This is a genomic window from Psychrosphaera saromensis, from assembly GCF_002954545.1.
Taxonomy (GTDB): Bacteria; Pseudomonadota; Gammaproteobacteria; order Enterobacterales; family Alteromonadaceae; genus Psychrosphaera; species Psychrosphaera saromensis.
The window spans coordinates 1,068,441-1,092,934 of record NZ_MSCH01000003.1 but is presented as its reverse complement, the minus strand read 5'-3'; the positions used below and the strand labels follow the sequence as shown (position 1 = coordinate 1,092,934).

Here is a 24,494-nt window from a genome sequence, read left to right as displayed (position 1 = left end):
GTTGAAAAAGCAGTAAACTTGCCGCCCTTTTTTTGGACAGAGACGGTGTTGTGCGTTTCCAGTTAAAACTGAAATCGTCAGCGGTTCAAACTAGAGGCTTGATAGCTCTAAATTAGATTAATGAGCAGTGTTTAATCAGTAATGTAATTTTGAAATAACAAGCGGTGGTAGAAAGTTAATGCAAATTGGTCCTTACACTCTCGACAACAATTTAATTGTTGCGCCTATGGCTGGAGTAACGGACAGGCCTTTTCGACAATTATGTCGTCGACTAGGTGCTGGATTAGCAGTCTCTGAAATGTTGTCGTCAAATCCAGATGTTTGGAAAACCGACAAGTCCATGAACAGAATGAACCACCTGGGTGAAACTGGTATTCGCTCGGTTCAGATAGCAGGTGCAGATCCAGACTTAATGGCTGAAGCTGCCGCATTTAATGAAAAAAATGGGGCGCAGATCATTGATATCAACATGGGCTGCCCAGCAAAAAAAGTAAATAAGAAGTTAGCAGGCTCTGCGCTTATGCAACACCCTCAATTGGTGGAAGACATCATTAAGGCGGTAGTAAAAGCAGTAAAAGTGCCTGTTACCTTAAAAACGAGAACCGGATGGGATACCGATAATCGTAATGGTGTTGAAATAGCCAGAATTGCTCAGCGCAATGGCATTCAATGTTTGGCTATACACGGGCGAACAAAAGCTTGTATGTACAAAGGTCAGGCAGAGTACAACACCATTAAAGAGATAAAGGAAAATGTACAAATCCCTGTTATTGCTAATGGCGACATTACGTCACCAGAACAAGCAGAACAGGTATTAGCGTATACCAATGCCGACGGTCTTATGATCGGTCGTGCCGCGCAAGGTCGTCCTTGGATATTCCGAGAGATTGATCACTATTTGCGAACCGGTCATATTCTGGCGCCACCAGAGAAGGAAGAGGTTCGTAGCATATTATTGGAGCACGTTAGTAATTTGCACCAGTTGTATGGTGATGTGTTAGGTCCACGAATTGCTAGAAAGCATGTTGGTTGGTACTTAGCAGATCAAGACAAGGACAGGTCATTTAGAAAAAGGTTTAATGCAATTGAAGATTGCCAACAGCAATTTGATGACTTAAACGCATTTTTCGAAAATATTTAAAAAATACATTTGGCAACGACTTAGGTTCGCGCCAGATTTTAGTCTTAACTTTATCCGATAGAGAAGAAATAACATGTTTGATCAAAACGTTCCAACTCCGTTCATTACGAATGCGCACATCCAAACAGCTGACAAACCTCAGCCGTTACGCAACGAAGTTAAAAAAGCAGTTCGTAATTACTTACAAACGTTAAATGGTCAAGATTCTACAGACGTATATGACTTAGTATTGTCTGAATTAGAAAAACCACTTTTAGAAGAAATCATGACATATACTCGCGGCAACCAAACACGCGCAGCGAATATGTTAGGAATTAACCGTGGTACTTTACGTAAAAAGTTAAAACGCTACGGCATGAACTAATCCCCTCGCGGGATGACCGCAGAAAAGCACCCTTGGGTGCTTTTTTGTTTTTAGCTTTACAGATTTTAATCATTTTTTTAAATAATCTAAGGTAACTACAATCAATGGATACATTACGACCTGTTCGCCGCGCACTTATTAGCGTGTCAGACAAAACTGGTATAGTAGAGTTTGCTCGTACACTCACCTCACACGGTGTTGAGATTTTATCAACCGGTGGCACGTTCAAATTACTTACTGAAAATGGCGTAAACGCAATTGAAGTTTCGGACCACACTGGTTTTCCAGAAATGATGGATGGGCGTGTTAAAACACTTCACCCTAAAATTCATGGCGGCATTCTAGCTCGTCGTGGTATTGATGACGCTGTAATGGCCGCAAATGATATTGAAGCAATCGACATGGTTGTGGTTAACTTATATCCGTTTGCTAGCACGGTTGCTAATCCAGATTGCACAATGGAAGATGCCGTTGAAAACATTGATATTGGTGGACCAACTATGGTTCGCGCAGCAGCAAAAAACCATAAAGATGTCACTATTGTGGTTAATGCCAAAGATTACGACCGTATAATTAATGAATTAAACGAAAACAAGGGCGCAACTAAATTTGAAACTCGTTTCGATTTAGCTATCGCAGCTTATGAGCATACTGCGCAATACGACGGTATGATCGCCAATTACTTTGGCAAAATGGTTCCAGATTATTCAGACAATGCTGATGAAGTGGAAGACTCTAAATTCCCACGTACTTATAACTTACAGTTTAGTAAAAAGTTAGAAATGCGTTATGGCGAAAACAGCCACCAGCAAGCTGCGTTTTATGTTGAAAGTGAAGTTGAAGAAGCATCAATTTCAACAGCAACACAATTACAAGGTAAAGCACTTTCTTATAACAACATTGCTGATACAGATGCAGCACTGGAATGTGTTAAAGGATTCGAGCGTCCAGCTTGCGTTATCGTTAAACATGCAAACCCTTGTGGTGTTGCAGAAAACGATACCATTTTAGAAGCCTATAACCGCGCTTATAAAACAGACCCTACATCGGCGTTTGGCGGCATTATTGCCTTTAACCGCGAATTAGACGCAGACACGGCAGAAGCCATTGTTTCTCGTCAATTTGTAGAAGTTATTATTGCACCATCTATCTCAGCAGAAGCAGCTCAAATTGTGGCAGCTAAGAAAAATGTCCGTTTGTTAGAAACGGGACAATGGTCAACTAAAACAACTCAGCCAGACATTAAACGTGTTAACGGTGGTTTATTAGTTCAAGACCGTGACCAAGGTATGGTTGCAGAAGCCGACTTAAAAGTGGTTTCTAAAATTCAACCTACTGCAGCACAATTGAAAGACTTAATGTTCTGCTGGAAAGTCGCTAAGTTTGTTAAATCAAACGCGATTGTTTATGCCAATGACAGCATGACAGTGGGTGTTGGTGCCGGCCAAATGAGCCGAGTTTACTCTGCTAAAATCGCAGGTATTAAAGCCGCTGACGAAAACCTAGTGGTTGAAGGTTCGGTTATGGCATCAGATGCCTTCTTCCCGTTCCGTGATGGTATTGATGCAGCCGCAGCTGCTGGTATCAAAGCAATCATTCAACCGGGCGGCTCTATGCGCGATGAAGAAGTTATCGCCGCAGCGGACGAACACGGCATTGCTATGGTGTTTACTGGAATGCGTCACTTCCGTCACTAGACACTAGCGTTTAAATAGTTAATGTTAAAAAAGGAGCTTAGGCTCCTTTTTTGTTACGTCTTTTTGTCTTCTTGCTTAATCATGCCAAATAAAGCGTTCCGCCAGCTTTCCTTTACAATTATTTTTACATGCTTTGTTGAAATTACTGGTATTGCTGAGTTCTGATCATATACTTTGCCTTTGTAGAATTATTCAATGCCATTAACGGGACTCCACATGGATTACAACACCTCAGAATTATGCGATATGTTTGCTGAGCAAATTGACGTACTGTCACCAATTTTTGAACATTATGGTGGTGTGACATCATTTGGTGGTCAAGTTCAGACAATCAAATGTTTTGAAGACAATGGCTTGATCATGACAGTATTAAACCAATCTGGCTTAGGTAAAGTGTTAGTCATTGATGGTGGCGGTTCAATTCGTTCTGGTTTATTAAATGCTGAAATCGTTGAGATGGCCGTTGAGAATAAATGGGAAGGTATTATCTGTAATGGCAGCGTTAGAGAAGTTGACGCCCTTGAAGAGTTTAGCATTGGCATCTTAGCCTTAAACTCAATTCCAGTGGCAGCTGCTGATACAGGCGCTGGTGAAGATGATATTGCAATTAACTTTGCAGGCGTTACGTTTTTACCAGATGATCATATTTATGCTGACAGCACAGGTACAATCCTTTCTGCTGAGCCACTTGATATCGAATAAAGATATCGACTGAGCTAGTCATAAAAATTACAGTAAAAAAAAGAGGTGAAATTATCACCTCTTTTTTTATTTGTGTTTATAACTTTTTATTGGCTAAGCTTTTATAAGCATTCGCTTTATTTACTTTACTCTTTATTCGCTTTCTAGCTCTATACCAATATTGGTTACGCCATCAGCAAATACGATTTCTAATGCTTTACTGCGAATTGATTTCAAGTCCAAATCTTTCAATCTGGTGGTTGATAACCAATCAATTAAGTCGGTCAATACTGACATTTCGGCCGTCATCAATTCGTGCTCACGGATAACTTCATTTTCTAATTCAATATCACCAGCTTGATATTCAATAAGGTGCACAATACAGCCTTGCGATATTTTAGCGATGGCAACCGAGTCGTATTCTTCTTCACTTTGCTCGCCATTAAGATAGGTTAATAATCCTGTGCAATAATAAATTGCTGGGTAAACGCCGTATACATCAAAGTCTAACTCGTCTGGAGTTAACTCTTCTATTTTCTCTTCCATCACAGCAAAGTTAACTTTAGCGTTTTTAACTAATAGCTTTTCCCACAAGCTATTGGCTATATTATCCAAGATATAAGGCTGTGGGAATTCTGTCACATGAGCAAATAATTGATAATTTGGTTTCATTCTTTCTAACAAGGCTAAAGATAAAACGCTTTGCTGCTTTCTTGATAATTCACGAATACGTTGAAAGTTATTGGTTTTTTCGTGAGCTGAGCTTTTGTTAGATGTCTTTTTCTTCGGTGATGCTTTATTAGATGAATTGGCCAAATGACTTCTCACTTTATTGATAAATTGTTATATCAGGCTGAAATTATCTGCATTATAACAATAGACCTAGATATTCGATAGCTGTATGATTTTAAAATCGAACGGATAACGGCTTATTATCACATGACTCTAACAACCCCAGCTTTATTGTTTCCTGCAATTTCTTTATTGTTACTTGCTTACACCAATCGTTTTTTAGTGTTAGCTCAGCTGATCAGGGGATTGAATAAACGTGATAATGAAGGATTAGAGTTAGTCGTAAAGCGTCAGATATCCAATTTACGCACCCGACTTTTTTTAATTAGAGCGATGCAAAGCGCTGGAGTGTTAAGCTTTTTATTATGCACTATAGCCATGTTTCTTATATTTGTTGATATGCCATTTTCTGGCTCCATACTATTTGGCTTAAGTTTAACGTCACTAACGGCATCTTTAGTTCTGTCACTATTTGAAGTACACATTAGTACCAGAGCAATTGAAATAGAACTGGAGTCTATGGAGTCGTTAAAAGGTGTAAAAGCAACGAAAAGATCAAAGATACGAAATATACTTAAATCAGATTAACAGCTCTGCTTTTTCTCTGCTCTTTTACCAAGAGCAGACAGAGCTGAATTAGTTAACGAGCAATTCAATACTACCCGCAACAAATACCCAGCAAGCAAAGAACATTTTAAGTTGAAATACAGGAATGCTAGTGGCTAACTTTTTAGCTAATATCCCACCAATAACTGCGCCGGGTCCTGCAAAGTACAAAACACTCCAATAAATATTATTTTCATAAATATGATAACCAATCCCAGACCAGACTGCGCCGGCAGAAAGTACCACGGCGACCGCTATTGCTAACGTCACTCGATACCCTCTGAATATAAGGTAAAAGGCTATGATTTCACCAACGCCTACCGACAACCAAGCTGTGAGTATGCCACCCAAATAACTTAATACCACTAAGGCCATTTTATCTTGATAATTCACCTGCTTTTTTTCTTGCGTAGGGGCTTTTTGTTTTTCTGATCTCAACTTTTTAAAACCAGTATACAAAAGCCCAACACCGATAAATATTGAAAAATAGGCAAACAAATACGATACCGACCCAGGTGATGACAGTTCAAGTCCATAAACGGTCCAAATACCTAAAATGGCAAACGGCAGACATAAAAAGCTTAGGCTAGGTAATAGACTCCAATCTTCCACCCGACATGTTTTAGCATGGTTGAGCCACATCACAGTCCCCGTTGTCATGCCAAAACATTGAATAGCAAAACTGGTAGCAACCGATTGCTCGGGTGTAATACCTAACTGCTGAAAAGCAGGAATGAAAATCACTCCGCCACCAGCGCCTGTCGCATTAGCAAATAAAGCGCCCAACATACCTAAAAGGCTATAGGCTGAGTAAGCGTTTACTTGATAAATATACCAACACAACAATAAGCTAATAACAGTAGCTGAAATAATTGTTAAATGACGACGTGTAAGTGAGAACAAAGGTACACCTGAAACTTAAATGGATTAGTTATAAAAGCTAGTTCTGCATAAAGTCACAACGCAAAAGCTCTAAATTAATAACCTTGTAAATAGTGATATGATTTTAATCTTATTTAAGATCAATTGCATAGATGAATTAATTAACGGCTCTAGCAAGTAGATATAAGTAAAGCCGAATAACAGACACAAAAAAACCGCTCAGTAAGCGGTTTGTTTTATTCTGCGGTATTTATACCAAATGTATTAATTAGCGTTTAACGCTAAGACTTACCGTTAAAATTTAAAGAACAGTTCACGGTAACGTTTAAGTTCTTCAATGCTTTCTCTTATATCGTCTAACGCTAAATGTGCGCCTTTTTTCTTGTAGTTAGAAACTAGCTCCGGTTTCCAGCGTTTTGCCAACTCTTTTACCGTACTGACATCTAAATTGCGATAATGGAAAAAGTCTTCCAGTGTCAGCATGTGTATGTGCATAAAACGGCGGTCTTGGCAGATGCTGTTACCACACATAGGTGAAGTTCCTGCTGGCACATAATCTTTTAAAAAATCAATGGTGATCTCACACGCTTCTTGCTCTGACACTTTGCTGCTTTTACAGCGAGCGGTTAGCCCTGACTTGCCATGCTGATTAACGCACCACTCATCCATATTATCTAGCACATCATCTGATTGATAAATCGCGATCTCTGGACCTTCAGCCAAAATATTAAGATCACTGTCGGTTACGATACTCGCAATTTCGAGTACTTTATCGGTACGAGGTTCCAATCCGGTCATTTCCAGATCTACCCAAATTAGATTATTTTCACTAAATGACATATAAGCCTTACGGAATCCTTTTTATCGCGCATGGTTAAGTATAATATGAAACCATTGTTATTCTTTTTATTAACTTTCACAAGTTTTTATAATTAAATCATAGGCCAAAAGTGGCAAAACAAAAGAAATTAACCAAATCTCAATCAAGACGAATTAAAGATAACCAAAGTAAACGTATTGCCAAGGCAAAAGACAAAGGCTCTTCCACTGATAAAGTAGACGACTCTATGCTGGGTGAGCAACGTTTTGGTCAGGTGATCACCCGCTACGGCCAACATGCCGATGTAGAAAGTACGGAAGGTGAACTTATTCGTTGTGATCTTCGCCGTGCTGTTGGCTCGTTAGTCTGTGGCGACAAAGTTATTTGGCGTCCTTACAAAGTATCTGACTCTGATTTTGGCGGCGTCATTGAAGCCGTTGAACCAAGAGAAAGTGTATTTGTGCGTCCAGATTTTTACGACGGCCTTAAACCCGTTGCGGCGAATATAGATCAAATATTTATTGTTTCGGCTTTATTGCCAGATTTAGCGCCAAGTATTATTGACCGTTATTTAGTTGCAGTAGAACAGCTTGATATTACGCCTATTATTCTTATCAATAAAATTGACTTGTTGGATGAAGCCAACAAAGAAGCGGTTGAGAAAACGGTCGAGCTGTATAGAAGCATTGGTTACCAGGTTCTAACTATGTCTGCAATTGAAGAACAAGGTATCGCCTCGGTCAGAGATTTATTAGTTGGTAAAACCAGTGTATTTGTTGGTCAATCTGGTGTGGGTAAATCATCTTTGGTTAACTCTATCCTGCCAGAAGTGAATATCTTAACTAAGCAAGTGTCTGACAATAGTCGACTTGGTGTGCACACTACCACGGCATCAAGGTTATATAGACTTGATAATGGCGGTTCTATTATCGACTCGCCTGGTGTGCGTGAATTTGCCATGTGGCATTTAGAGACAGAGCAAATTTTATATGGCTTTATAGAATTTAGACCTTATCTAACTCTGTGTAAATTTAGAGACTGTAAACATCAAAAAGATCCCGGCTGCGCACTACAGCAAGCCATTGCCGATGGCAAAGTTTCACAGGAAAGATACAGTAGCTATAAACGCATATTACAAACCATTGATGAAATTACGTTACGTCATCAATCAAAAGAACCAAGTTAATAAAGCCGACATTCGCTGTTACAAACAATTGTTCATTCAATTAAACAGCTCAGGTATAATGGCGACAGAATAAATATAACTACAAGAATAAATCGTTATTCTTAAGGGTAAACAAGTGAATTTTGATAACTTTAAAATCGCGTTCCAATACGCGCTACCAAAACACGGTGTGTCTAAATTAGTTGGCTTTTTAGCAAGAGCTAAACTTGGTTTTGTTACAACTGGATTAATTAAAAGCTTTATTAAAGCCTATGACATTAATATGGATGAAGCTAAACATTCAGACCCTGCACATTTTAAAACCTTTAATGACTTTTTTACCCGCGAATTAGCGCAAGGCGTACGTCCAATAATTGAAGATGAAAACAAACTGGCTCACCCAGTTGATGGCGCAGTAAGCCAATTAGGTCCAATTAAAGACGGTACTTTGGTACAAGCTAAAAATCATTATTATTCTACTTTAGAATTAGTTGGTGGCGATCAAGCGATTGCAGACAAATTTGAAGATGGTGACTTTGCCACTATCTACTTAGCACCTAGTGATTACCATAGATTACATATGCCAGTAAAAGGCACATTAACCGACATGATTTATGTTCCTGGTGATGCGTTCTCAGTAAATCCTTTAACGGCTGCTAATGTACCAAACTTATTTGCACGTAACGAACGTGTTGTTTGTGTATTTGATACAGAAATAGGCCCAATGGCCATGGTACTCGTTGGTGCCACTATTGTTCGTAGTATTGAAACAGTGTGGGAAGGAAACATTACTCCTCCACGTGGCACATTAAAACAATGGACTTACCCGAGTGATGGCGACGACGCGATTGTATTAGACAAAGGCGAAGAAATGGGTCGCTTTAAACTAGGCTCTACGGTTGTTTGTTTATTTGGCAAAGACAAAATTAAATTTGTTGAAGAATTAACAGCTGGTTCAGTTACCCGTTTAGGCGAACATTTCGCTGACGTGGTATAACACCGTTTAGTTAGTACATATATGAGCGAATTAATTCATTGAGCTTAAACAAGCTATTTACTGACCCGCATCCAATGGTCAAATTACACTTAGGAGTTATGCTTCTAGGTGTCTCTGGATTATTCGCTAAACTTATCCAACTTCCTGCATTAGATATTATTGCTTACCGTAGTTTATTAACGGTCGTTCTGCTGCTAGCAATATTAGTGTTAAGCAAAAGCAAAATACGCTTAAACTCCTTTAAAGATTATAAAATTGCGCTGATATTAGGCTTGTTGGCCGCGCTGCATTGGGTTACTTATTTTACCAGTATTCAAATGTCCTCAGTAGCGGTTGGTATGATCACGTTATTTACCTACCCTGTTTTGACCGTTTTATTAGAGCCTCTTGTTCGTAAGAAACTCCCTTCTGTACGGGACATTTTAATCAGTGTCGTTGTTACTTTTGGTATTAGTATGCTGTTCCCATCGTTGTGGAGCTCTGAGATTGCATTAACTGACGACTATCTACTTGGTATCGTATTAGGCGTTGTGTCAGCCCTTGCGATGGCATTAAGAAATATTGGTATCCAGCACTATTTTACAGAGTACTCTGGTACTCAAAGCATGTTCTATCAGTTTTTAGTCACCGCCATTGTATTGATACCTTTTGTGGGCAACACGCCAATGGATGTTTCTGTGGACAATTGGCAGCTACTTATTTTATTAACCGCGTTTTTCTCTGCGGCTCCTCATGTTTTATTTGCCTCAGCCATTCATAAGCTCTCGGCTCGAACCGCAGGATTAATTGCTTATTTACAACCTTTGTACGGTATAGCTTTAGGTTTTATTATCCTTGCAGAAGTGCCAAAGCTAATGACATTATTAGGTGGCGTTATCATATTGTCGGCGGCGATATATGAAACTTATTTATCGAATAAACAAGCCAAGAAACTATACAAAGAGCCATAATTTAATCTTTGCCAACCTTAATTTACGATCATTAAGATAGAGTATTCAATGAAAATATTTGCTCACCGAGGTATTTCAGCTCACTTTCCCGAAAATAGCCAAACGGCGATTAGCCAATGTGACTCGAGTATTATGGCTGGAGTGGAAATAGATTTGTTTCAAGCTGGAGAAGACTTCATTGTTATCCACGACAGATGGTTAACCCGCTTATTTGATATTGATAAAAAAACCATCAATTTAACTGAAGATGATGTTGCCAACATTGTGGGCAAAGATGGCAAACCAATTCCAACTCTGGAATGGCTCATTGAAGAATTAGCCGATAAGTCGTTAGTCCTTAATATTGAATTGAAGAAGATCAGAAGCATAGGTTTGTTCTTTAAAAAGCTAAAACTGGTTTGTGACAAAGTTAACTTCCCAATGGAAAACCTGATCATTTCTTCTTTTAATCATGTGTACTTAAAAAAATTACATATTTTAGATGCAAGTTTAAAGCTTGGTTTACTACTGACTAATCGCCCAATAGACATTAAAAAATATCTGACTCACTTTGCGGTATTTAGTATTCATTTAGATATGGACTGTGTAAACAAGGCCTTTTTGAATGAAGTGAAAGCGCTTGGTACTCAGGTGTATATTTTCACCATTGATCACACTCAAGAAATACAATGGTGTTATCAAAATGAGGTCGATGGCATATTTGCTAACGACCCGTTACATGCATTTAATGTTATTAATGGTTTTTCGCAGTAAAGCGCCAACTAAACCTATTTTTGAAATAGTTATGCCCTGCTCACATCAAATGCGATGGCTTGATTTATGTGGGTTAAATTTTGTTTCAGCATAAATAAGCGGTCGATTCCTACAGCAACACCTGCACAATCTGGCAAACCACTTTCCAGTGCCGCTAACAAATTATTGTCTATCGGCTTTGCTGGTAATCCAGCTTGTACTCTCAGCGCATTGTCTGCGTTGAATCTGCGTAATTGCTCTTTGTTATCTTGTAGTTCATAAAAGCCATTTGCCAATTCCACACCTTGATAATACAACTCAAATCTATGTGCCACTCGCGAGTCACTTTGGCTTACTTTTGCCAATGACGCTTGGCTTGCAGGGAAGTCGTAAATAAAACATGGAGTCCAATCATCGCTTGATAGTTTTTTTTCTGGGTTTTCGCTTGCATTTAAGGCGCTATGTAAACCCAAAAGAGGCTCTATTTTCATGCTAAACAACCATTGCAATAAAGTATCAGTCTTGGTCTCTTGTTGTAGCCATTCATCGGTTGAATGCTTGGTAATAATACTTTTTAATTCCGTTAAATTAGTCGCTAGCGGGTCAAAAGACAGATAATCAATAAATGCCTGTTGGTAACTCAGGTAAATTGCGGGCTTAGTATTTATGGTGAATTGCAGTAACTCATCTAATTCTGCCATCAGTTTTTTATCGTCAAAGTCTGGGCGATACCATTCAAGCATAGTGAATTCTGGGTTATGAAAGCGCCCTGCGGCTTCATGCCTAAAAGCTTTAGTAATTTGGAAAATAGCACCACTGTCAGCGGCTAATAATCGTTTCATGGCAAACTCTGGCGAAGTTTGTAAAAACAATGATTTTTGTTCGCCTGTGACATCAAAGTTAAATTGGGTATTAAACGCATCCAAGTGTAAGTCGGTCACTGTGTTGTTACTTAAGATTGGTGTTTCTACTTCCCACACATCTTTACTCGCAAAAAACTGCCTAATGGCCGCAAGAAAAATAGAGCGTGCTTTTAACGTTGGGATTGATGCTGAAGGTTGCCACATGTCATTCTTTTCCAATTAAGCATTTTAAATTTAAGCGAGCCCTAAAACGGGAGGTGTAAAGTGTAATTACTAAAAAGCCCGACATCGTCAGGCTTTTTTAATAACTATGTACTCTTTAACGAGAATGTTATTTTTGTACACGGCCAACATAATCGCCAGTACGCGTATCAACTTTAATGACTTCGCCTGTTTGCACAAATAAAGGTACACGAACAACCGCACCTGTTGATAATGTTGCAGGTTTACCACCCGTTCCAGCAGTATCGCCTTTTAAGCCAGGATCCGTTTCTGTAATTTCTAACTCTACAAAGTTTGGAGGCGTAACCGCTATTGGGTTATTATTCCATAGTGTTAAAGTACAAACGTCGTTTTCAACTAACCATTTGATAGAATCTACTACTGCTTTTTCATCAGCAGCAACTTGTTCAAATGTTTCGTTGTTCATGAAATGCCAGAATTCGCCATCGTTATATAAATAAGCTAGTTCGATATCCATAACGTCAGCGCCTTCAACAGATTCGCCAGACTTAAACGTTTTCTCGATTACTTTACCACTAACAAGTTTACGAATTTTTACACGGTTAAAGGCTTGGCCTTTACCCGGTTTTACATTTTCATTCTCAAGAATGTTACAAGGCTCGCCGTCTATCATTAACTTAAGACCGGCTTTAAATTGGTTGGTGCTAAATGTTGCCATTTCGCCCTCTAAAAATAATTAATATTATGTAAGTGACCCGAATGATACATCAAGCTAACGTCCGTGTTGAGTCCCAATGGCAAAAAGAATTAAAACAAAGTTTCACCAAGCCAGAATTATTGCTCGAACATCTTGGGTTTGACCCTGCTGATTTTGGCCAAGATATAGAAGCTCGCTCGTTATTTAACATGCGTGTGCCTGTGCACTTTGCTAATTTAATGCAGAAAAAAGAGGTAGCCGATCCTTTATTTAAACAAGTATTCCCAAGTAAATTTGAATTTCACTCTACCCCAGAATATGTTGCAGACCCTTTGTCGGAACAAAATAATGCAACGCCAGGTTTATTGCATAAATATAAAAGCCGAGTGTTAATTATATTTAAAGGCGGCTGCGCGGTAAATTGTCGTTATTGTTTTCGTCGTCATTTTCCTTATGCCGACAACTCAGTTAATAAGAAACAACTGTTAACGCATTTAGACTATATAAAACAACATCCTCAAATAAACGAAGTTATTTTAAGTGGCGGCGACCCACTTATGGCAGACGACAACGCGATAGAATGGTTTTTAACACAAGTGTCTAGCATAAAGCATGTTACACGCGTACGCATCCATACACGTCTTCCTGTTGTAATTCCTAGTCGTATTACGGATGACTTGTTAGCCATATTTAATACAGCGACTTTCAAAGTGATTATGGTGATGCATATTAACCATGAGAATGAGATCAGCGACCAGTTAAAAGTCGCTTGTCAGAAATTAAAGCACGCAAATGTGACTTTACTCAATCAGGCTGTTTTATTAAAAGAGGTGAATGACACCTTAACGGCGCAAGTGAACTTAAGTGAGTCATTATTTGCAGCTGACATACTCCCTTATTATTTGCATTTGTTGGACAAAGTAAGCGGGGCTATGCATTTTGATATCTCAGAAACTCAAGCAAAACAATTATACAGCGAAATGTTGGCTGAACTGCCCGGGTTTTTAATGCCTAAATTAGTGCGGGAAATAGGGGGGGAGCAGAGTAAAACTCCAATCCTCCCCTGAACTCTAGGTAAACTAAGTTCGAGATAAAACCACTATCTGCTTTATAACTTAGTCACGCATTATTAGTTAAACACTAATATTAATGCGTTGACCTATTACGCCACCAGTACTTCCAACAGGGCTAGAGCTCGGAAGTTGAGCTGTTGACGATAATAACGCCAACGCTGCTTGCCCTTCCATCTCTTGTGCGCCTTTTGATAGGTTAGCAGCTAATGCCTCCCCGCCTTGCATTGCGCTTGAGGTAACTTGTCCTGTACTTGAAGGTGATATTTGCATAACACGACTCCTATATTTAAAAATTGGACTTTGTATTTATCTAAACTAATACCGAATCAAACAGAATAAAACAATGAATAGGTTAATTCGGTAAAGTTAAGGTAAAATACCCCATCAGTTTATCGGACAATATTCAGAGATCTTAAGTGGAAAATATAGTAAGTAGTTTAGAAGAGAACCTAAAAGAGTTATATCGTAAAGCAATTGATGCAGATAATCGTTTAAAGGATCTTAAAAAAAGTGGTCACGGTAAATTTGCAGCCATATTTAAAGACTCAAATTTATTCACGGCCGAATCAGATAAATTTATGCCTTATTTGGAAGAAACCGCTGAGCAGATACTCACGCTTAAAAACTCAGACAAAGACTTGTCTGATGCAAAAGGTGATATTGAAAGTATTGTGAAGAAGTTGCACTTGTTACATAAAACTATTGCAGATCTTAAGAACGTACTGAAGTAATCACGGTTGAGGTATTAGGCTAAGCCGTCCTAAATTGGGACGGGCTAGCTTAATTAAAAGTCAGTGTGTTTCTATATCTCTAGCTCAGGGCATCAAGAATTAGAGAATTTAGTAATCTGACTTTTTTGCTTTTTTAACTGACTTAGGACTCATCATTACGGAAAGTTGAGCCAATAAGTCGGCCGCTTCTTTATGTTTGGCTTCATCGGCAATAATCGAGTGATGCAATAAACGATACGAATTTTCAAATTCATATGGGCTACCTAAGCCATCTAAATGCATTTGCACTAATCTTAGTTGTGCATTTATGTTACCTAACTCTGCCGCACGGTAAGTTAGTTGATACGCCCTCTCTAAGTCTTTTTGGACAAAACGACCAATAAAGTAATAACGCCCCAACTGTTCGATAGCCTCGACTAAACCTTGACTAGAAGATTCACGGATATAAAACAATCCTAATTCTGGGTCACGTTCAAAACACACGCCCCACGCTAACATGTCGCCATATAAAAATTGATAAGCAGGTACTTTTAGCTTTATTGCTCTGTCTTTAATATCACGATTCAACTGACAGCGGTCGGCTTTAACTCGTTCTAAATGCTTGTTTTCTTTTATTAAATCCAACAATTCATCTTGTGAGTATATTTGCACCGCTTGTAATATTTCATCATCAATAGTTTCATCGGCTAAAGAGTGAAAAGACAACACCAATAATAGGCTTAAAAATAATTTCATTAGGTTCCTGCGTTCAAAGTAGATGGCAATAAAGTACGTATTTTATTGCCGTACTTTATTACTTTAGCAACTAAATTGCTTAGATACATAATCTAAGCAATTACTAAGCCATCAGGCTAAATTGCATCTTTATGCAGCATCATGTCTTTAATTGATAAGTCTTTGCGTATTGTGCTTTTTTGATTTTTATTTTGATTCAGCAATTTAGAAGACGCACTAGAAGCACTACACTGACCCGTTGCCAAATAGTTTAATCCTTCTGCAAGAATAGGGTCATTATCATCACCCCAGTTTCCAGTTACTTCATCAGCAACGGAACATGTTGCTGGCAATCCATCAAAATAGTCACCAAAACCAACTGCATTCATGGTTTGAAAGTTAATCGCATAAATAACATGGTCACAAACTAATTCTGGGCTCATGCCTATTGGCTTACCACAAGTCGTATCACCAACAATCGTCACATCAAGAAATGGGTCTAACGCATTGATCACTAATTCACTGGCAGAGCAACTACTTTCAGTTGTTAGCACCACTAATTTATCTAAGTTGAGCTGTTCTATACCTTGGCCTAGCGAGAATAATATACTTTCATTCTTACTACTTTGGTTTTCATTAAATTGATAACTAAGAAAAATTTCATCTTCAACATTATAGCCACCAATTTGACTACTTAATTGATTTGCCACAGATATTAAACCACCACCGTTATAACGTAAGTCTAAGATCATCTCATCTACGTTGTCGGTTTTAAACTGGGTAAAAGCGGTATTAATTTCTGTTTGAGAGCTTTCTTTGAAAGAATCAAACACCATATATGCCACATTTTTACTTTCGCCATCTATGGTTAACTCTTTGGTTTCAGATGCCATCACGGTATTTGCAACTATGCTACCTTTGCTGAAATCAGCCACAACGACAGTACTATCAGGTTTTACAAAGGTGACTTCCACTGAGTAACCATCTTCATTAGGGCCAAAAATATCGGAAAACGTGGTTGTTCCCGCAATAACTTGTGCCACTAAATCTGAAACTAAATCATCCCCAACCTTAGTGATTATATCGCCTCGCTGTAAACCATTTTGTGCTGCAGAGCCTTCTTCGAAAACGTATTTGATCCTTAACCCATCATTTCCCTGTGTTATTTCATGGCCAAAGCCATAACCAAAAAACACGGAATTGGCATAATCTTCATATTCTTCATAGGTTAATACAAAGCTAAAACGGTCTTTTTCATCACGTAATTCATATAACGCATCGGATAAAGAGTCGTACGCATTGGAATCTATACTTTTTGGTAAGCCTTCATTCCAAAAGTACTTTTCTTGTAGTAATGAAAATAATTGATCATTCGCACCTGAAACACTGCAATTGCTACTAGTGAAGAGATTATCAAATTGACTGGCTTGACTATCTGAGTCATCTGAACATGAAGATAGTACTAATGTAGAAAATATCATTAATAGATGTTGATACGCTTTCAAAATAATCACTCTTATTTTTTGTAATGTTTAATGAAGATACCTTAATCTAATCTAAGTTAGCTTTCTAGTAGTTGGGTGTTAAATTTTAGGCATAAAAAAACCGTCATAGACGGTTTTTTTTAATGACTTAGTAAAAACTAAATTATGCAGAGAACGGGTTACGAATGATCATCGTTTCGTTTCTGTCAGGACCAGTAGAAATAATATCCATTGGTATGCCTGTAATTTCTTCTAAGCGTTTAATATACTTTTGAGCTGCAACTGGTAGCGCGTCAAATGAAGTTACACCAAATGAGTTCTCACTCCAACCAGGCATACTTTCATATAAAGGCGTCGCAGTTTCGTAACCTTCAGCAGCCATTGGTGGTACATCAACAATTGTACCGTCAGCTAATTTATAACCAGTACAGATTTTGATTTCTTTTAAACCATCTAAAACATCTAGTTTAGTTAAGCAAAAACCTGTGATTGAGTTAAGTTGAACAGCACGTTTCATTGCAACGGCGTCAAACCAACCACAACGACGTTCACGTCCTGTAGTGGCACCAAACTCATGGCCTTTAGTACCTAAATGATTGCCTACTTCACATGATAATTCAGTAGGGAAAGGACCTGAACCAACACGTGTTGTGTATGCTTTAACGATACCTAGTACATAGTCTAAATGACATGGACCAAAACCAGCACCAGTGGCAACACCACCAACAGTAGTATTAGATGAAGTTACATAAGGGTAAGTACCGTGGTCGATATCTAGTAAAGTACCTTGAGCACCTTCAAACAAGATAGATTCGCCAGCAATACGTGCTTTATCTAACATATCAGTAACGTCAACAACCATAGCTTTTAAGATTTCAGCTACTGCCATTGCGTCGTTATAAGTCTTATCAAAATCAACCGCTTCAACTTTATAGTAATTTACTAAAGTGAAGTTGTGGTATTCCAATACTTCTTTTAATTTTTCTTTGAATAATACAGGATTGAATAAATCGCCAACACGTAAGCCACGACGAGCTACTTTATCTTCGTATGCTGGACCAATACCACGACCGGTAGTGCCTATGGCTTTTTTACCACGAGCTAACTCACGCGCTTTATCTAAAGCGATGTGGTAAGGAAGGATCAAAGGACAGGCTTCTGAGATCAGTAAACGTTCTTTAGCTGGAACGCCTCTTTCTTCTAACATGCCGATTTCTGTCATTAACGCTTCTGGTGATAAAACAACACCATTACCGATAATACATTTAACACCAGCGCGTAAAATACCTGATGGGATTAGGTGTAATACTGTTTTTTCTCCGTCGATAACTAGAGTATGGCCTGCATTGTGACCACCTTGATAACGCACTACATACGATGCTTTATCAGTTAATAGATCTACAACTTTACCTTTACCTTCGTCACCCCATTGGGTTCCTAAAACAACTACGTTCTTGCCCATTACATTTCCACTCAGAAAAAATTAGGCGGGGATTCTACCAAAATTACAGGAGGAAGTTCACCCGATATTTTTAAAACAACCGAAAATAAAGGCTATCTACTTGTTATAAAAGAACAATTTAATTAAATATAAATAAGTGAAAATATTTTTTTTATTACTTTTTAGCTTTTACCGTTTATCAATCGGTTAAAAGCCAGGCAGTTTGATTAAAGTTTTATCTGAAAACTAACAATAAAGAGCCTAAAACAAACAAGACACCACCGACAATTCGAATAGTAGAGAGCGGCTCTAACGCTAATTTCTGCACATAGTTATGCCATTGCTTTGGAAATAACAAAGGCATCAAACCTTCGACAATAAGTACAAATCCGATAATAGTAAGCCAATCCATAATTAATCCTGTGCTAAGCAAGTAAGATCGTATTGTTGTGGATTATGATAAATCGCGAAACCAAAACGTAATCTGTCACCTCTAAAGTCGGTCTTTATGCCATGAGCATCCATTTTTTTAGCTATCTCAACTACATCGGACTCCGCTAGTTTAAATGTTAGAAAATGGCCGTGAGCACTGTTTGGGGTTAATAAATTTGACCTATTAAGTAACGGATGATTTAGTTTATCAATGTGCTGTAAAAATACTTGCTGACAATTCTCTACGTACTGATGAATAACCTCAACACTTAACCCCTCTTGTTCAAACAAGGTTAAGCTTGCGTGCAAGCGGTACATAGCGGTGTAATCTATGGTTGCCCCAGCAAACTGCTGGCCGTGCTGTGCATAACCAACCTGCCCTTTTTTTCTTTTATGTAAGTCACCAAATTCAGCAAACCATCCTGTATAAATAGGTTCAAAGTTGCCATCTGGCACTACCGCAAAACAAGCGCCTTCACCACCTTGTGCATACTTGTAACTTCCCGCTAAATAAAACACTTGTTGTTCAAGCTCAGACAAGTCCGTGGGTATAGCAAAAAATCCATGATAACCGTCAATGGTGATCAAAGGTTTGGTCGGTAATTTTTTTACAAAATCGGTTAAATTATTAATCGCGTAGCCGGAGTTAAAAAATACCTGACTGACAAATATCCAATCAAAATTATGTTGATTGGCCGCCGCCGTGAATCTTTGTTCAAAGGTAGCAAAGGGTTCTGTGGCAATCCGTGTAATTTCAACTAGATCAGCTTGTTCTAATCGCTCTGATTGTCTTTGGAACGAATAAAACTCACTGTCGGTTGTGAGTATTTTTATTTTTTTATTAGGCTCAAAACTAGAATATATTCGGTATAACAATTCATGCGTATTAGGTGCGAAAACAATACGTTCTGGTGAAGTTAAGTTTAGTGCTTTGGCGATTAACGCCTGTGTTGCTGGTAATTTATTAGCAAAAATATACTCCCACTTTCCATCAACCATGCTTGCAGTGTCATCCCAGTAATCCAACATGGCCTGGCGAGTAACATCTGGCCAGTAATGATGACTATGGCATGCAAAGTGTTGCACATTAGGACGTGCTGCTAAAAACTGTTTGTATAAATGTTGATAAGTAGCCATGACAGAACCATTGATATGAAGGGATTAACTCGTGCTATTAAACTACCCAGTTATTAACATTCAGGCAATAAAAAAGGCCCTGTTATTTTATAACAGGGCCTTATTAAATTACATCTTTGTAACGATTACTTACCTGATGTCGACTTCATGTACTTGAAGAAGTCATTATCTGGTTCAATAACCATAATATCGTTTTTGCTGTTAAAGCTGTTTTTGTAAGCTTCTAAACTACGTACAAAAGCAAAAAACTCTGGGTTTTTATTAAACGCTTTTGCATATAACTGAGCTGCAGTTGCTTCACCGCCACCACGTAATATTTGAGCTTCACGTTCTGCTTCAGCCAACATAACTGTAATTTTAGCGTCTATGTCTGCACGTAAAATTTCAGCTCGTTCTTTACCTTCTGAACGATGTTTCTTAGCTACTTTTAAGCGTTCTGTACGCATACGTTCAAATATAAACTTACTTACCTCTAGTGGTAAATTAATTTGTTTAACACGAACGTCTAATACTTCAATACCTAAGTCACTAGTGCTTTTGGCTGCTTCAATTGCTTGTTGCATTAGCTCTTCACGTTCACCAGATACAATCTCTTTGATTGTACGAGTACCAAACTCAGTTCTTAAAGCGTTGTTTACTTTCTGCTTTAATAACTGTTCAGCTTGTGATTTTAGGTTACCTGTTGATAGGTAGTAAGTAGCGAAATCTGATATACGCCATTTAATAAACGAATCAACAATTAAGTCTTTTTTCTCTGCAGTAACGAAACGGTCAGCTGAATCATCTAACGTTTGTAGACGCGCATCTAACACTCTTACTTTTTCAACAAAAGGTAATTTGAAATGTAAACCTGGCTCATAAACAACAGTTTGTTCTGCGCTGTCACGTTTTACTTTACCAAATTGAATTACGATTCCACGCTCACCTTCCTTCACTACAAATAATGAAGAAAATGATAATAGGCCAATTAAAACTAGGGCAATAATACTAAAGTTTTTCATGCTTAGTTTCTCCCTTCATTATTAAATCGGTCAGAACGAGAACCTGAGTTTGTCGAGTTTTGAGTAGGTTGAGTTGTGTTACCTGAACCTGTGTTGTAATTAACATTTTCTCTCGAACCGTCAACGTTAGTTTTGTTCTGATGTTGTTGCATTATTTTGTCCAACGGAAGATACATCATGTTGCCACTACCTGAAGTGTTAACAATGATTTTTGTTGTATTAGAATAAACTTGTTCCATTGTTTCTAAATACAAACGGTCTTTCGTTACCTTAGGAGCCAATTTATATTCTGGTAATAATTGCTCAAACTTAGAAACTTGACCTTGTGCAGCCAAAATTTTACCTTGTTTATAAGCTGTCGCTTCTTGAACCATACGATTCACTTGACCACGAGCTCTAGGTTCAACTTCACTTTCATAAGCTTTTGCTTCGTTTACATAACGAATTTCATCTTCCTGTGCCGCAATCGCGTCATCAAATGCATCTTTTACTTCTTCAGGAGGACGAGCGTCTTTAAAGTTAACGTCGACTATGATTAAACCAAGGTTATAAGACTTAATGATCCCGTCTAGTTCGCGCCATGTATCTTGACGAACAACTTCACGACCTGAGGTTAAGATATCATCCATTTTTGAATGACCAATAACCATACGTAATGCACTGTCAGTTGCCTGACGTAAGCTGTTTTCTGGATTTGGAGTAGAGAACAGGTAATTACGTGGATTCACAACTTTATATTGCACTTCCATTTCAACACGTACTACATTTTCATCTTTTGTTAGCATGAATCCTGAAGACGGTAAAGTTCTCACGGTTTGAATATTAACTGGATAAACATCTTGGATGAATGTCCACTTAAATTGTATTCCCGGCTCTTCTAATGAAGAATATTCACCAAAAGTCAAAACCACACCGCGCTCTGCTTCTTTTAATGTATAAATACCAGATATAACCCATATCAAAAAGGCAGCAACTAATACTAATATAATGCCTAGAGAGCCAGACGACTTTTTACCTGACCCAGATGGTTTACCACCACCAAACATGCCATTAAAACGTTTACCTAAATCTTTAAACAACTCATCCAAATCAGGTGGCCCCTGATCTTTACCGCGGTTCTTCCACGGATCGTTGTCGTTATTTCCCGGTTCGTTCCAGGCCATAAATTGCTCCAATCTATATCTAAAGTTTCTGTCCGCTAATTTAGCAAAATCGCTAAAATAACTCTATGTAATCTACTAAAAATTAATAACTTTACTGTATCTAATGCTGAACACGCCATTTTTCAATGCCGTAGCCCAGTTGTTTTTTTATTTTTTGTTCATCTACCAGGGAAATTCGAACATGTGTTAACCAATTTCCATCTTCATCTATCGTTTCATCTAACACAGCATTTAATTGATACAAACTAGCACGTAATTTACCTTCTGTTACAGGTAACGTTAAATTCATTTCAACCATAGCTAAACCAAGGATTTCAGAAATAGCTTGTTTAACTAACTCCATACCTTGTTTATCTTGTGCTGAGCACCAAACAGCAATAGGTAAACCTTCATCATTGCGTTCAATATGCGGCTTAATTCCATCTAATAAATCAATTTTATTAAATACAATTAACTGAGTTACGTCGTCAGCTTCAATTTCTTTTAATACTTCAGCCACTTGTTCCATGTTGTCCGCACGGCGCACGTCGGCTGCATCGACAACATGTAGCTGCAAATCCGCTTCTCTGGTTTCAATTAACGTTGCTTTAAAAGCAGCCACAAGATCGTGTGGTAAATGACGAATAAAACCAACCGTATCGGCTAAAATAGTTTCGCCAACATCGACAATATCTATTTTTCTTAATGTGGGATCAAGAGTCGCAAATAACTGATCCGCGGCATAAACATCCGCGTTAGTGATTGCATTAAATAAGGTAGATTTCCCCGCATTGGTGTAACCAACCAAAGAAACCGTTGGCACCTCTGCTTTTTTACGGGAGCGACGACCTTGTTCACGTTGTTTAGATACTTTATCTAAACGCCCTAATATGTGACTTATTCTTGCTCGTAATAATCTACGGTCTGTTTCAAGCTGGGTTTCACCCGGGCCACGTAAACCTATTCCGCCTTTTTGACGTTCTAAGTGAGTCCAACCTCGGATGAGGCGAGTGGATATATGCTTTAACTGTGCGAGCTCTACTTGCAGTTTACCTTCATGGGTTCTTGCCCTTTGAGCAAAAATATCCAGTATTAACCCTGTTCGGTTTAATACTCGGCATTGCAATAACGCTTCTAAATTTCTTTCTTGGGAAGGAGATAACGAATGATTAAAAATCACGATGTCAGCATTTTCAAGTTTCACAGCGTCTGCAATTTCTTGCGCTTTACCTGTACCAACATAATACTTTGCATCGGGATTTTTTCTGGTTGTGGTGATCACAGACAATGCCGTCACACCAGCGGAAGAAACCAACAACCCCAACTCTTCTAAATCTTCTCTGTCGTTTTCGTCAGAGAAATTGACGTGAACTAATATCGCTCGCTCACCGCCTTCATGTCTATCAAACAATACAGTGTCCTAGTTATTTATTAACAACGCAAAAAAGGAAATACACATTGCGTATTCCCTTTTTATATTAACCGTAATATTTTTTATTAAAAATATCGATTATTCAGTTTCGTCTGCACCAGCTTGGTAATGCGGATTTGTTTGAAATGGTCTAGCTGGAACTATTGTTGAAATGGCATGTTTATATACCATTTGGCTCAATGTGTTTTTTAGCAAAATCACAAATTGATCAAATGATTCAACTTGCCCTTGCAGCTTAATACCGTTTACTAAATAGATGGAAACTGGAATACGTTCACGACGTAACGCATTCAAAAATGGGTCCTGTAAGGACTGCCCCTTGGCCATGTCACTTCCCTCTTTTTATTATTTATTATTATTTTTTGTCAGAATTTAATCAATTAAAAGCCTAACAAGTTAATAGCTTAGCGAGTTTATTATTCGTTGCAAGTTTTCTTTTTCATTACCAATGACTAATTGGGTCATGTCTGGCCAATTTCGCAACCAAGTTAATTGCCTTTTCGCTAATTGACGTGTGGCAACGACACCTCTAAATATCATTTCTTCGTAGTCTAACTTACCGTCTAAATGTTCCCATATTTGTCGATAACCAACAGAGCGCATTGACGGAAGATCTAAATGCAAATCACCTCTGTTATATAAGGCCTTAACTTCATTTTCAAAGCCCGCTTTCAACATAATATGAAATCTTTGTTCGATACGTTGGTGCAATTTGGTTTTGTCTTCACACTGGAAAGCAAATTGTTTGACTGGGTATGGTATCGGCTGCTTTTCTTTTTTCATTAAGTCTGTCATCGACTGACCACTAATTAAAAATATTTCGTAAGCTCTATTTATCCGTTGTGGATCATTTGGATGAATACGTTGCGCCGACTCAGGATCGACTTTTGCCAATTCATCATGAATGTAACTCCAACTATGCTGATCGGCCAATTGTTGAATTTCAGCTCGAACGTGTTCTTGAGCTTCTGGTAATTCAGAAATACCTTCAATCAAAGACTTAAAATACATCATAGTGCCACCAACCAAAATTGGCGTTTTACCTTTTTGATAAGCACTTTCTATCTCAGCTAAAGCATCACGTCTGAAGTCAGCCGCTGAATAAGTTTGAGCCGGGTCTAAAAAATCTATCAATTTATGAGGGTAATTTTCCAACTCATGCTTTGTTGGTTTTGCTGTCCCTATGTCCATACCTTTATAAATTAATGCCGAATCAACACTAATGATCTCGCCATTAATTTCATCTGATAATTTCATTGCCAAATCAGTCTTACCTGATGCCGTTGGCCCCATGATAGTGATCACTGGATTGTTAGCTTGTTGAGCTTGCATAATTT

Annotated in this window: 27 protein-coding genes; 11 read left to right on the top strand and 16 right to left on the bottom strand. The window is 38.3% G+C overall.

Features of this window, described 5'->3' with window-relative positions; genetic code table 11:
- The first annotated feature begins 178 nt into the window (after positions 1-178).
- The 4 genes from dusB to rraA all read left to right on the top strand — a co-directional run bounded on the left by dusB (position 179) and on the right by rraA (position 3,904).
- On the top strand, positions 179-1,141 hold the full coding sequence (gene dusB / locus BTO11_RS05130; protein ID WP_105051585.1) for a tRNA dihydrouridine synthase DusB: 963 nt from the start codon (positions 179-181) through the stop codon (positions 1,139-1,141).
- Between the two features lie 73 nt (positions 1,142-1,214).
- Positions 1,215-1,505, top strand: a complete 291-nt coding sequence (fis, locus tag BTO11_RS05125) for a DNA-binding transcriptional regulator Fis (protein WP_105051584.1) — start codon at positions 1,215-1,217, stop codon at positions 1,503-1,505.
- A 104-nt stretch (positions 1,506-1,609) separates the two neighbouring features.
- Positions 1,610-3,202, top strand: a complete 1,593-nt coding sequence (gene purH / locus BTO11_RS05120; RefSeq protein WP_105051583.1) for a bifunctional phosphoribosylaminoimidazolecarboxamide formyltransferase/IMP cyclohydrolase — start codon at positions 1,610-1,612, stop codon at positions 3,200-3,202.
- Positions 3,203-3,418: 216 nt separating this feature from the next.
- Positions 3,419-3,904: a ribonuclease E activity regulator RraA gene (gene rraA / locus BTO11_RS05115; RefSeq protein ID WP_105051582.1), complete on the top strand. Its 486-nt coding sequence runs from the start codon at positions 3,419-3,421 to the stop codon at positions 3,902-3,904.
- Positions 3,905-4,036: 132 nt separating this feature from the next.
- Here rraA and BTO11_RS05110 read toward each other — a convergent pair whose 3' ends face one another.
- Positions 4,037-4,699: a YjaG family protein gene (locus tag BTO11_RS05110; RefSeq protein WP_181135846.1), complete on the bottom strand. Its 663-nt coding sequence runs from the start codon at positions 4,697-4,699 to the stop codon at positions 4,037-4,039.
- 123 nt (positions 4,700-4,822) lie between these two features.
- Here BTO11_RS05110 and BTO11_RS05105 point away from each other — a divergent pair, with 123 nt between their 5' ends.
- A complete protein-coding gene (locus BTO11_RS05105; protein WP_105051580.1) occupies positions 4,823-5,263 on the top strand; it encodes a DUF2721 domain-containing protein in 441 nt (146 codons plus the stop codon).
- A 48-nt stretch (positions 5,264-5,311) separates the two neighbouring features.
- On the opposite strand, the gene BTO11_RS05100 is transcribed toward BTO11_RS05105, so the two are convergent.
- Together BTO11_RS05100 and orn are read right to left on the bottom strand one after the other, a co-directional pair.
- Positions 5,312-6,184, bottom strand: coding sequence for a sulfite exporter TauE/SafE family protein (locus BTO11_RS05100; protein ID WP_105051579.1), 873 nt, complete (start codon positions 6,182-6,184; stop codon positions 5,312-5,314).
- 273 nt (positions 6,185-6,457) lie between these two features.
- The gene (gene orn / locus BTO11_RS05095; RefSeq protein WP_105051578.1) at positions 6,458-7,003 is read right to left on the bottom strand and encodes an oligoribonuclease; all 546 of its coding nucleotides are present in this window, start codon (positions 7,001-7,003) and stop codon (positions 6,458-6,460) included.
- A 110-nt stretch (positions 7,004-7,113) separates the two neighbouring features.
- On the opposite strand from orn, the gene rsgA reads away from it, so the two are divergent.
- The 4 genes from rsgA to BTO11_RS05075 all read left to right on the top strand — a co-directional run bounded on the left by rsgA (position 7,114) and on the right by BTO11_RS05075 (position 10,848).
- Positions 7,114-8,169, top strand: coding sequence for a small ribosomal subunit biogenesis GTPase RsgA (rsgA, locus tag BTO11_RS05090; protein ID WP_105051577.1), 1,056 nt, complete (start codon positions 7,114-7,116; stop codon positions 8,167-8,169).
- A 115-nt stretch (positions 8,170-8,284) separates the two neighbouring features.
- Complete coding sequence (gene asd, locus BTO11_RS05085; RefSeq protein WP_105051576.1) at positions 8,285-9,145, top strand: archaetidylserine decarboxylase; 861 nt, start codon at positions 8,285-8,287, stop codon at positions 9,143-9,145.
- A gap of 98 nt (positions 9,146-9,243) precedes the next feature.
- Positions 9,244-10,095 (top strand): DMT family transporter, encoded by an 852-nt coding sequence (locus BTO11_RS05080; RefSeq protein ID WP_181135845.1) that lies wholly within the window; start codon positions 9,244-9,246, stop codon positions 10,093-10,095.
- 48 nt (positions 10,096-10,143) lie between these two features.
- Positions 10,144-10,848 carry a glycerophosphodiester phosphodiesterase gene (locus BTO11_RS05075; RefSeq protein ID WP_105051574.1) on the top strand — a complete coding sequence of 235 codons (705 nt, stop codon included), beginning with the start codon at positions 10,144-10,146 and terminating at the stop codon, positions 10,846-10,848.
- Positions 10,849-10,877: 29 nt separating this feature from the next.
- Here the strand turns inward: BTO11_RS05075 and epmA are convergent, their stop codons facing one another.
- Together epmA and efp are read right to left on the bottom strand one after the other, a co-directional pair.
- Positions 10,878-11,894, bottom strand: a complete 1,017-nt coding sequence (gene epmA / locus BTO11_RS05070) for an elongation factor P--(R)-beta-lysine ligase (RefSeq protein WP_181135844.1) — start codon at positions 11,892-11,894, stop codon at positions 10,878-10,880.
- Between the two features lie 127 nt (positions 11,895-12,021).
- Positions 12,022-12,591: an elongation factor P gene (gene efp, locus BTO11_RS05065; protein WP_105051572.1), complete on the bottom strand. Its 570-nt coding sequence runs from the start codon at positions 12,589-12,591 to the stop codon at positions 12,022-12,024.
- A gap of 41 nt (positions 12,592-12,632) precedes the next feature.
- Between efp and epmB the strand changes: the two genes are divergently transcribed.
- Positions 12,633-13,637, top strand: a complete 1,005-nt coding sequence (gene epmB, locus BTO11_RS05060) for an EF-P beta-lysylation protein EpmB (RefSeq protein ID WP_181135843.1) — start codon at positions 12,633-12,635, stop codon at positions 13,635-13,637.
- Positions 13,638-13,703: 66 nt separating this feature from the next.
- On the opposite strand, the gene BTO11_RS05055 is transcribed toward epmB, so the two are convergent.
- Complete coding sequence (locus tag BTO11_RS05055) at positions 13,704-13,913, bottom strand: hypothetical protein (protein ID WP_105051570.1); 210 nt, start codon at positions 13,911-13,913, stop codon at positions 13,704-13,706.
- 146 nt (positions 13,914-14,059) lie between these two features.
- Between BTO11_RS05055 and BTO11_RS05050 the strand changes: the two genes are divergently transcribed.
- Positions 14,060-14,374, top strand: coding sequence for a prephenate dehydrogenase (locus BTO11_RS05050; RefSeq protein WP_105051569.1), 315 nt, complete (start codon positions 14,060-14,062; stop codon positions 14,372-14,374).
- A gap of 108 nt (positions 14,375-14,482) precedes the next feature.
- On the opposite strand, the gene BTO11_RS05045 is transcribed toward BTO11_RS05050, so the two are convergent.
- The 10 genes from BTO11_RS05045 to miaA all read right to left on the bottom strand — a co-directional run bounded on the left by BTO11_RS05045 (position 14,483) and on the right by miaA (position 24,489).
- Positions 14,483-15,109, bottom strand: a complete 627-nt coding sequence (locus BTO11_RS05045) for a tetratricopeptide repeat protein (RefSeq protein WP_105051568.1) — start codon at positions 15,107-15,109, stop codon at positions 14,483-14,485.
- 116 nt (positions 15,110-15,225) lie between these two features.
- Positions 15,226-16,593, bottom strand: a complete 1,368-nt coding sequence (locus tag BTO11_RS05040) for a S41 family peptidase (RefSeq protein ID WP_146105462.1) — start codon at positions 16,591-16,593, stop codon at positions 15,226-15,228.
- A 142-nt stretch (positions 16,594-16,735) separates the two neighbouring features.
- Positions 16,736-18,034, bottom strand: coding sequence for an adenylosuccinate synthase (locus BTO11_RS05035; RefSeq protein WP_105051566.1), 1,299 nt, complete (start codon positions 18,032-18,034; stop codon positions 16,736-16,738).
- 214 nt (positions 18,035-18,248) lie between these two features.
- Complete coding sequence (locus tag BTO11_RS05030) at positions 18,249-18,425, bottom strand: DUF2065 domain-containing protein (RefSeq protein WP_105051565.1); 177 nt, start codon at positions 18,423-18,425, stop codon at positions 18,249-18,251.
- Positions 18,426-18,427: 2 nt separating this feature from the next.
- Positions 18,428-19,582 (bottom strand): aminotransferase class V-fold PLP-dependent enzyme, encoded by a 1,155-nt coding sequence (locus BTO11_RS05025; RefSeq protein WP_105051564.1) that lies wholly within the window; start codon positions 19,580-19,582, stop codon positions 18,428-18,430.
- A gap of 125 nt (positions 19,583-19,707) precedes the next feature.
- Positions 19,708-20,583, bottom strand: coding sequence for a protease modulator HflC (hflC, locus tag BTO11_RS05020; RefSeq protein WP_105051563.1), 876 nt, complete (start codon positions 20,581-20,583; stop codon positions 19,708-19,710).
- Between the two features lie 2 nt (positions 20,584-20,585).
- The gene (gene hflK, locus BTO11_RS05015) at positions 20,586-21,746 is read right to left on the bottom strand and encodes an FtsH protease activity modulator HflK (RefSeq protein WP_105051562.1); all 1,161 of its coding nucleotides are present in this window, start codon (positions 21,744-21,746) and stop codon (positions 20,586-20,588) included.
- A 100-nt stretch (positions 21,747-21,846) separates the two neighbouring features.
- The gene (hflX, locus tag BTO11_RS05010; RefSeq protein ID WP_105051561.1) at positions 21,847-23,136 is read right to left on the bottom strand and encodes a ribosome rescue GTPase HflX; all 1,290 of its coding nucleotides are present in this window, start codon (positions 23,134-23,136) and stop codon (positions 21,847-21,849) included.
- Between the two features lie 99 nt (positions 23,137-23,235).
- On the bottom strand, positions 23,236-23,484 hold the full coding sequence (hfq, locus tag BTO11_RS05005; protein ID WP_105051560.1) for an RNA chaperone Hfq: 249 nt from the start codon (positions 23,482-23,484) through the stop codon (positions 23,236-23,238).
- A gap of 69 nt (positions 23,485-23,553) precedes the next feature.
- Positions 23,554-24,489 (bottom strand): tRNA (adenosine(37)-N6)-dimethylallyltransferase MiaA, encoded by a 936-nt coding sequence (gene miaA / locus BTO11_RS05000; RefSeq protein ID WP_105051559.1) that lies wholly within the window; start codon positions 24,487-24,489, stop codon positions 23,554-23,556.
- Positions 24,490-24,494 lie beyond the last annotated feature (5 nt).

What these genes read in the sequence shown, in the direction of transcription:
- BTO11_RS05075 (WP_105051574.1), top strand. Translation starts at nt 10,144, where the DNA reads ATGAAAATATTTGCTCACCGAGGTATTTCAGCTCACTTTCCCGAAAAT.
- hfq (WP_105051560.1), bottom strand. Translation starts at nt 23,484, where the DNA reads ATGGCCAAGGGGCAGTCCTTACAGGACCCATTTTTGAATGCGTTACGT.
- purH (WP_105051583.1), top strand. Translation starts at nt 1,610, where the DNA reads ATGGATACATTACGACCTGTTCGCCGCGCACTTATTAGCGTGTCAGAC.
- epmA (WP_181135844.1), bottom strand. Translation starts at nt 11,894, where the DNA reads ATGTGGCAACCTTCAGCATCAATCCCAACGTTAAAAGCACGCTCTATT.
- BTO11_RS05025 (WP_105051564.1), bottom strand. Translation starts at nt 19,582, where the DNA reads ATGGCTACTTATCAACATTTATACAAACAGTTTTTAGCAGCACGTCCT.
- epmB (WP_181135843.1), top strand. Translation starts at nt 12,633, where the DNA reads ATGATACATCAAGCTAACGTCCGTGTTGAGTCCCAATGGCAAAAAGAA.
- BTO11_RS05045 (WP_105051568.1), bottom strand. Translation starts at nt 15,109, where the DNA reads ATGAAATTATTTTTAAGCCTATTATTGGTGTTGTCTTTTCACTCTTTA.
- rraA (WP_105051582.1), top strand. Translation starts at nt 3,419, where the DNA reads ATGGATTACAACACCTCAGAATTATGCGATATGTTTGCTGAGCAAATT.
- BTO11_RS05055 (WP_105051570.1), bottom strand. Translation starts at nt 13,913, where the DNA reads ATGCAAATATCACCTTCAAGTACAGGACAAGTTACCTCAAGCGCAATG.
- dusB (WP_105051585.1), top strand. Translation starts at nt 179, where the DNA reads ATGCAAATTGGTCCTTACACTCTCGACAACAATTTAATTGTTGCGCCT.
- fis (WP_105051584.1), top strand. Translation starts at nt 1,215, where the DNA reads ATGTTTGATCAAAACGTTCCAACTCCGTTCATTACGAATGCGCACATC.
- BTO11_RS05105 (WP_105051580.1), top strand. Translation starts at nt 4,823, where the DNA reads ATGACTCTAACAACCCCAGCTTTATTGTTTCCTGCAATTTCTTTATTG.
- BTO11_RS05030 (WP_105051565.1), bottom strand. Translation starts at nt 18,425, where the DNA reads ATGGATTGGCTTACTATTATCGGATTTGTACTTATTGTCGAAGGTTTG.
- efp (WP_105051572.1), bottom strand. Translation starts at nt 12,591, where the DNA reads ATGGCAACATTTAGCACCAACCAATTTAAAGCCGGTCTTAAGTTAATG.
- miaA (WP_105051559.1), bottom strand. Translation starts at nt 24,489, where the DNA reads ATGCAAGCTCAACAAGCTAACAATCCAGTGATCACTATCATGGGGCCA.
- BTO11_RS05035 (WP_105051566.1), bottom strand. Translation starts at nt 18,034, where the DNA reads ATGGGCAAGAACGTAGTTGTTTTAGGAACCCAATGGGGTGACGAAGGT.
- BTO11_RS05080 (WP_181135845.1), top strand. Translation starts at nt 9,244, where the DNA reads ATGCTTCTAGGTGTCTCTGGATTATTCGCTAAACTTATCCAACTTCCT.
- orn (WP_105051578.1), bottom strand. Translation starts at nt 7,003, where the DNA reads ATGTCATTTAGTGAAAATAATCTAATTTGGGTAGATCTGGAAATGACC.
- hflK (WP_105051562.1), bottom strand. Translation starts at nt 21,746, where the DNA reads ATGGCCTGGAACGAACCGGGAAATAACGACAACGATCCGTGGAAGAAC.
- hflC (WP_105051563.1), bottom strand. Translation starts at nt 20,583, where the DNA reads ATGAAAAACTTTAGTATTATTGCCCTAGTTTTAATTGGCCTATTATCA.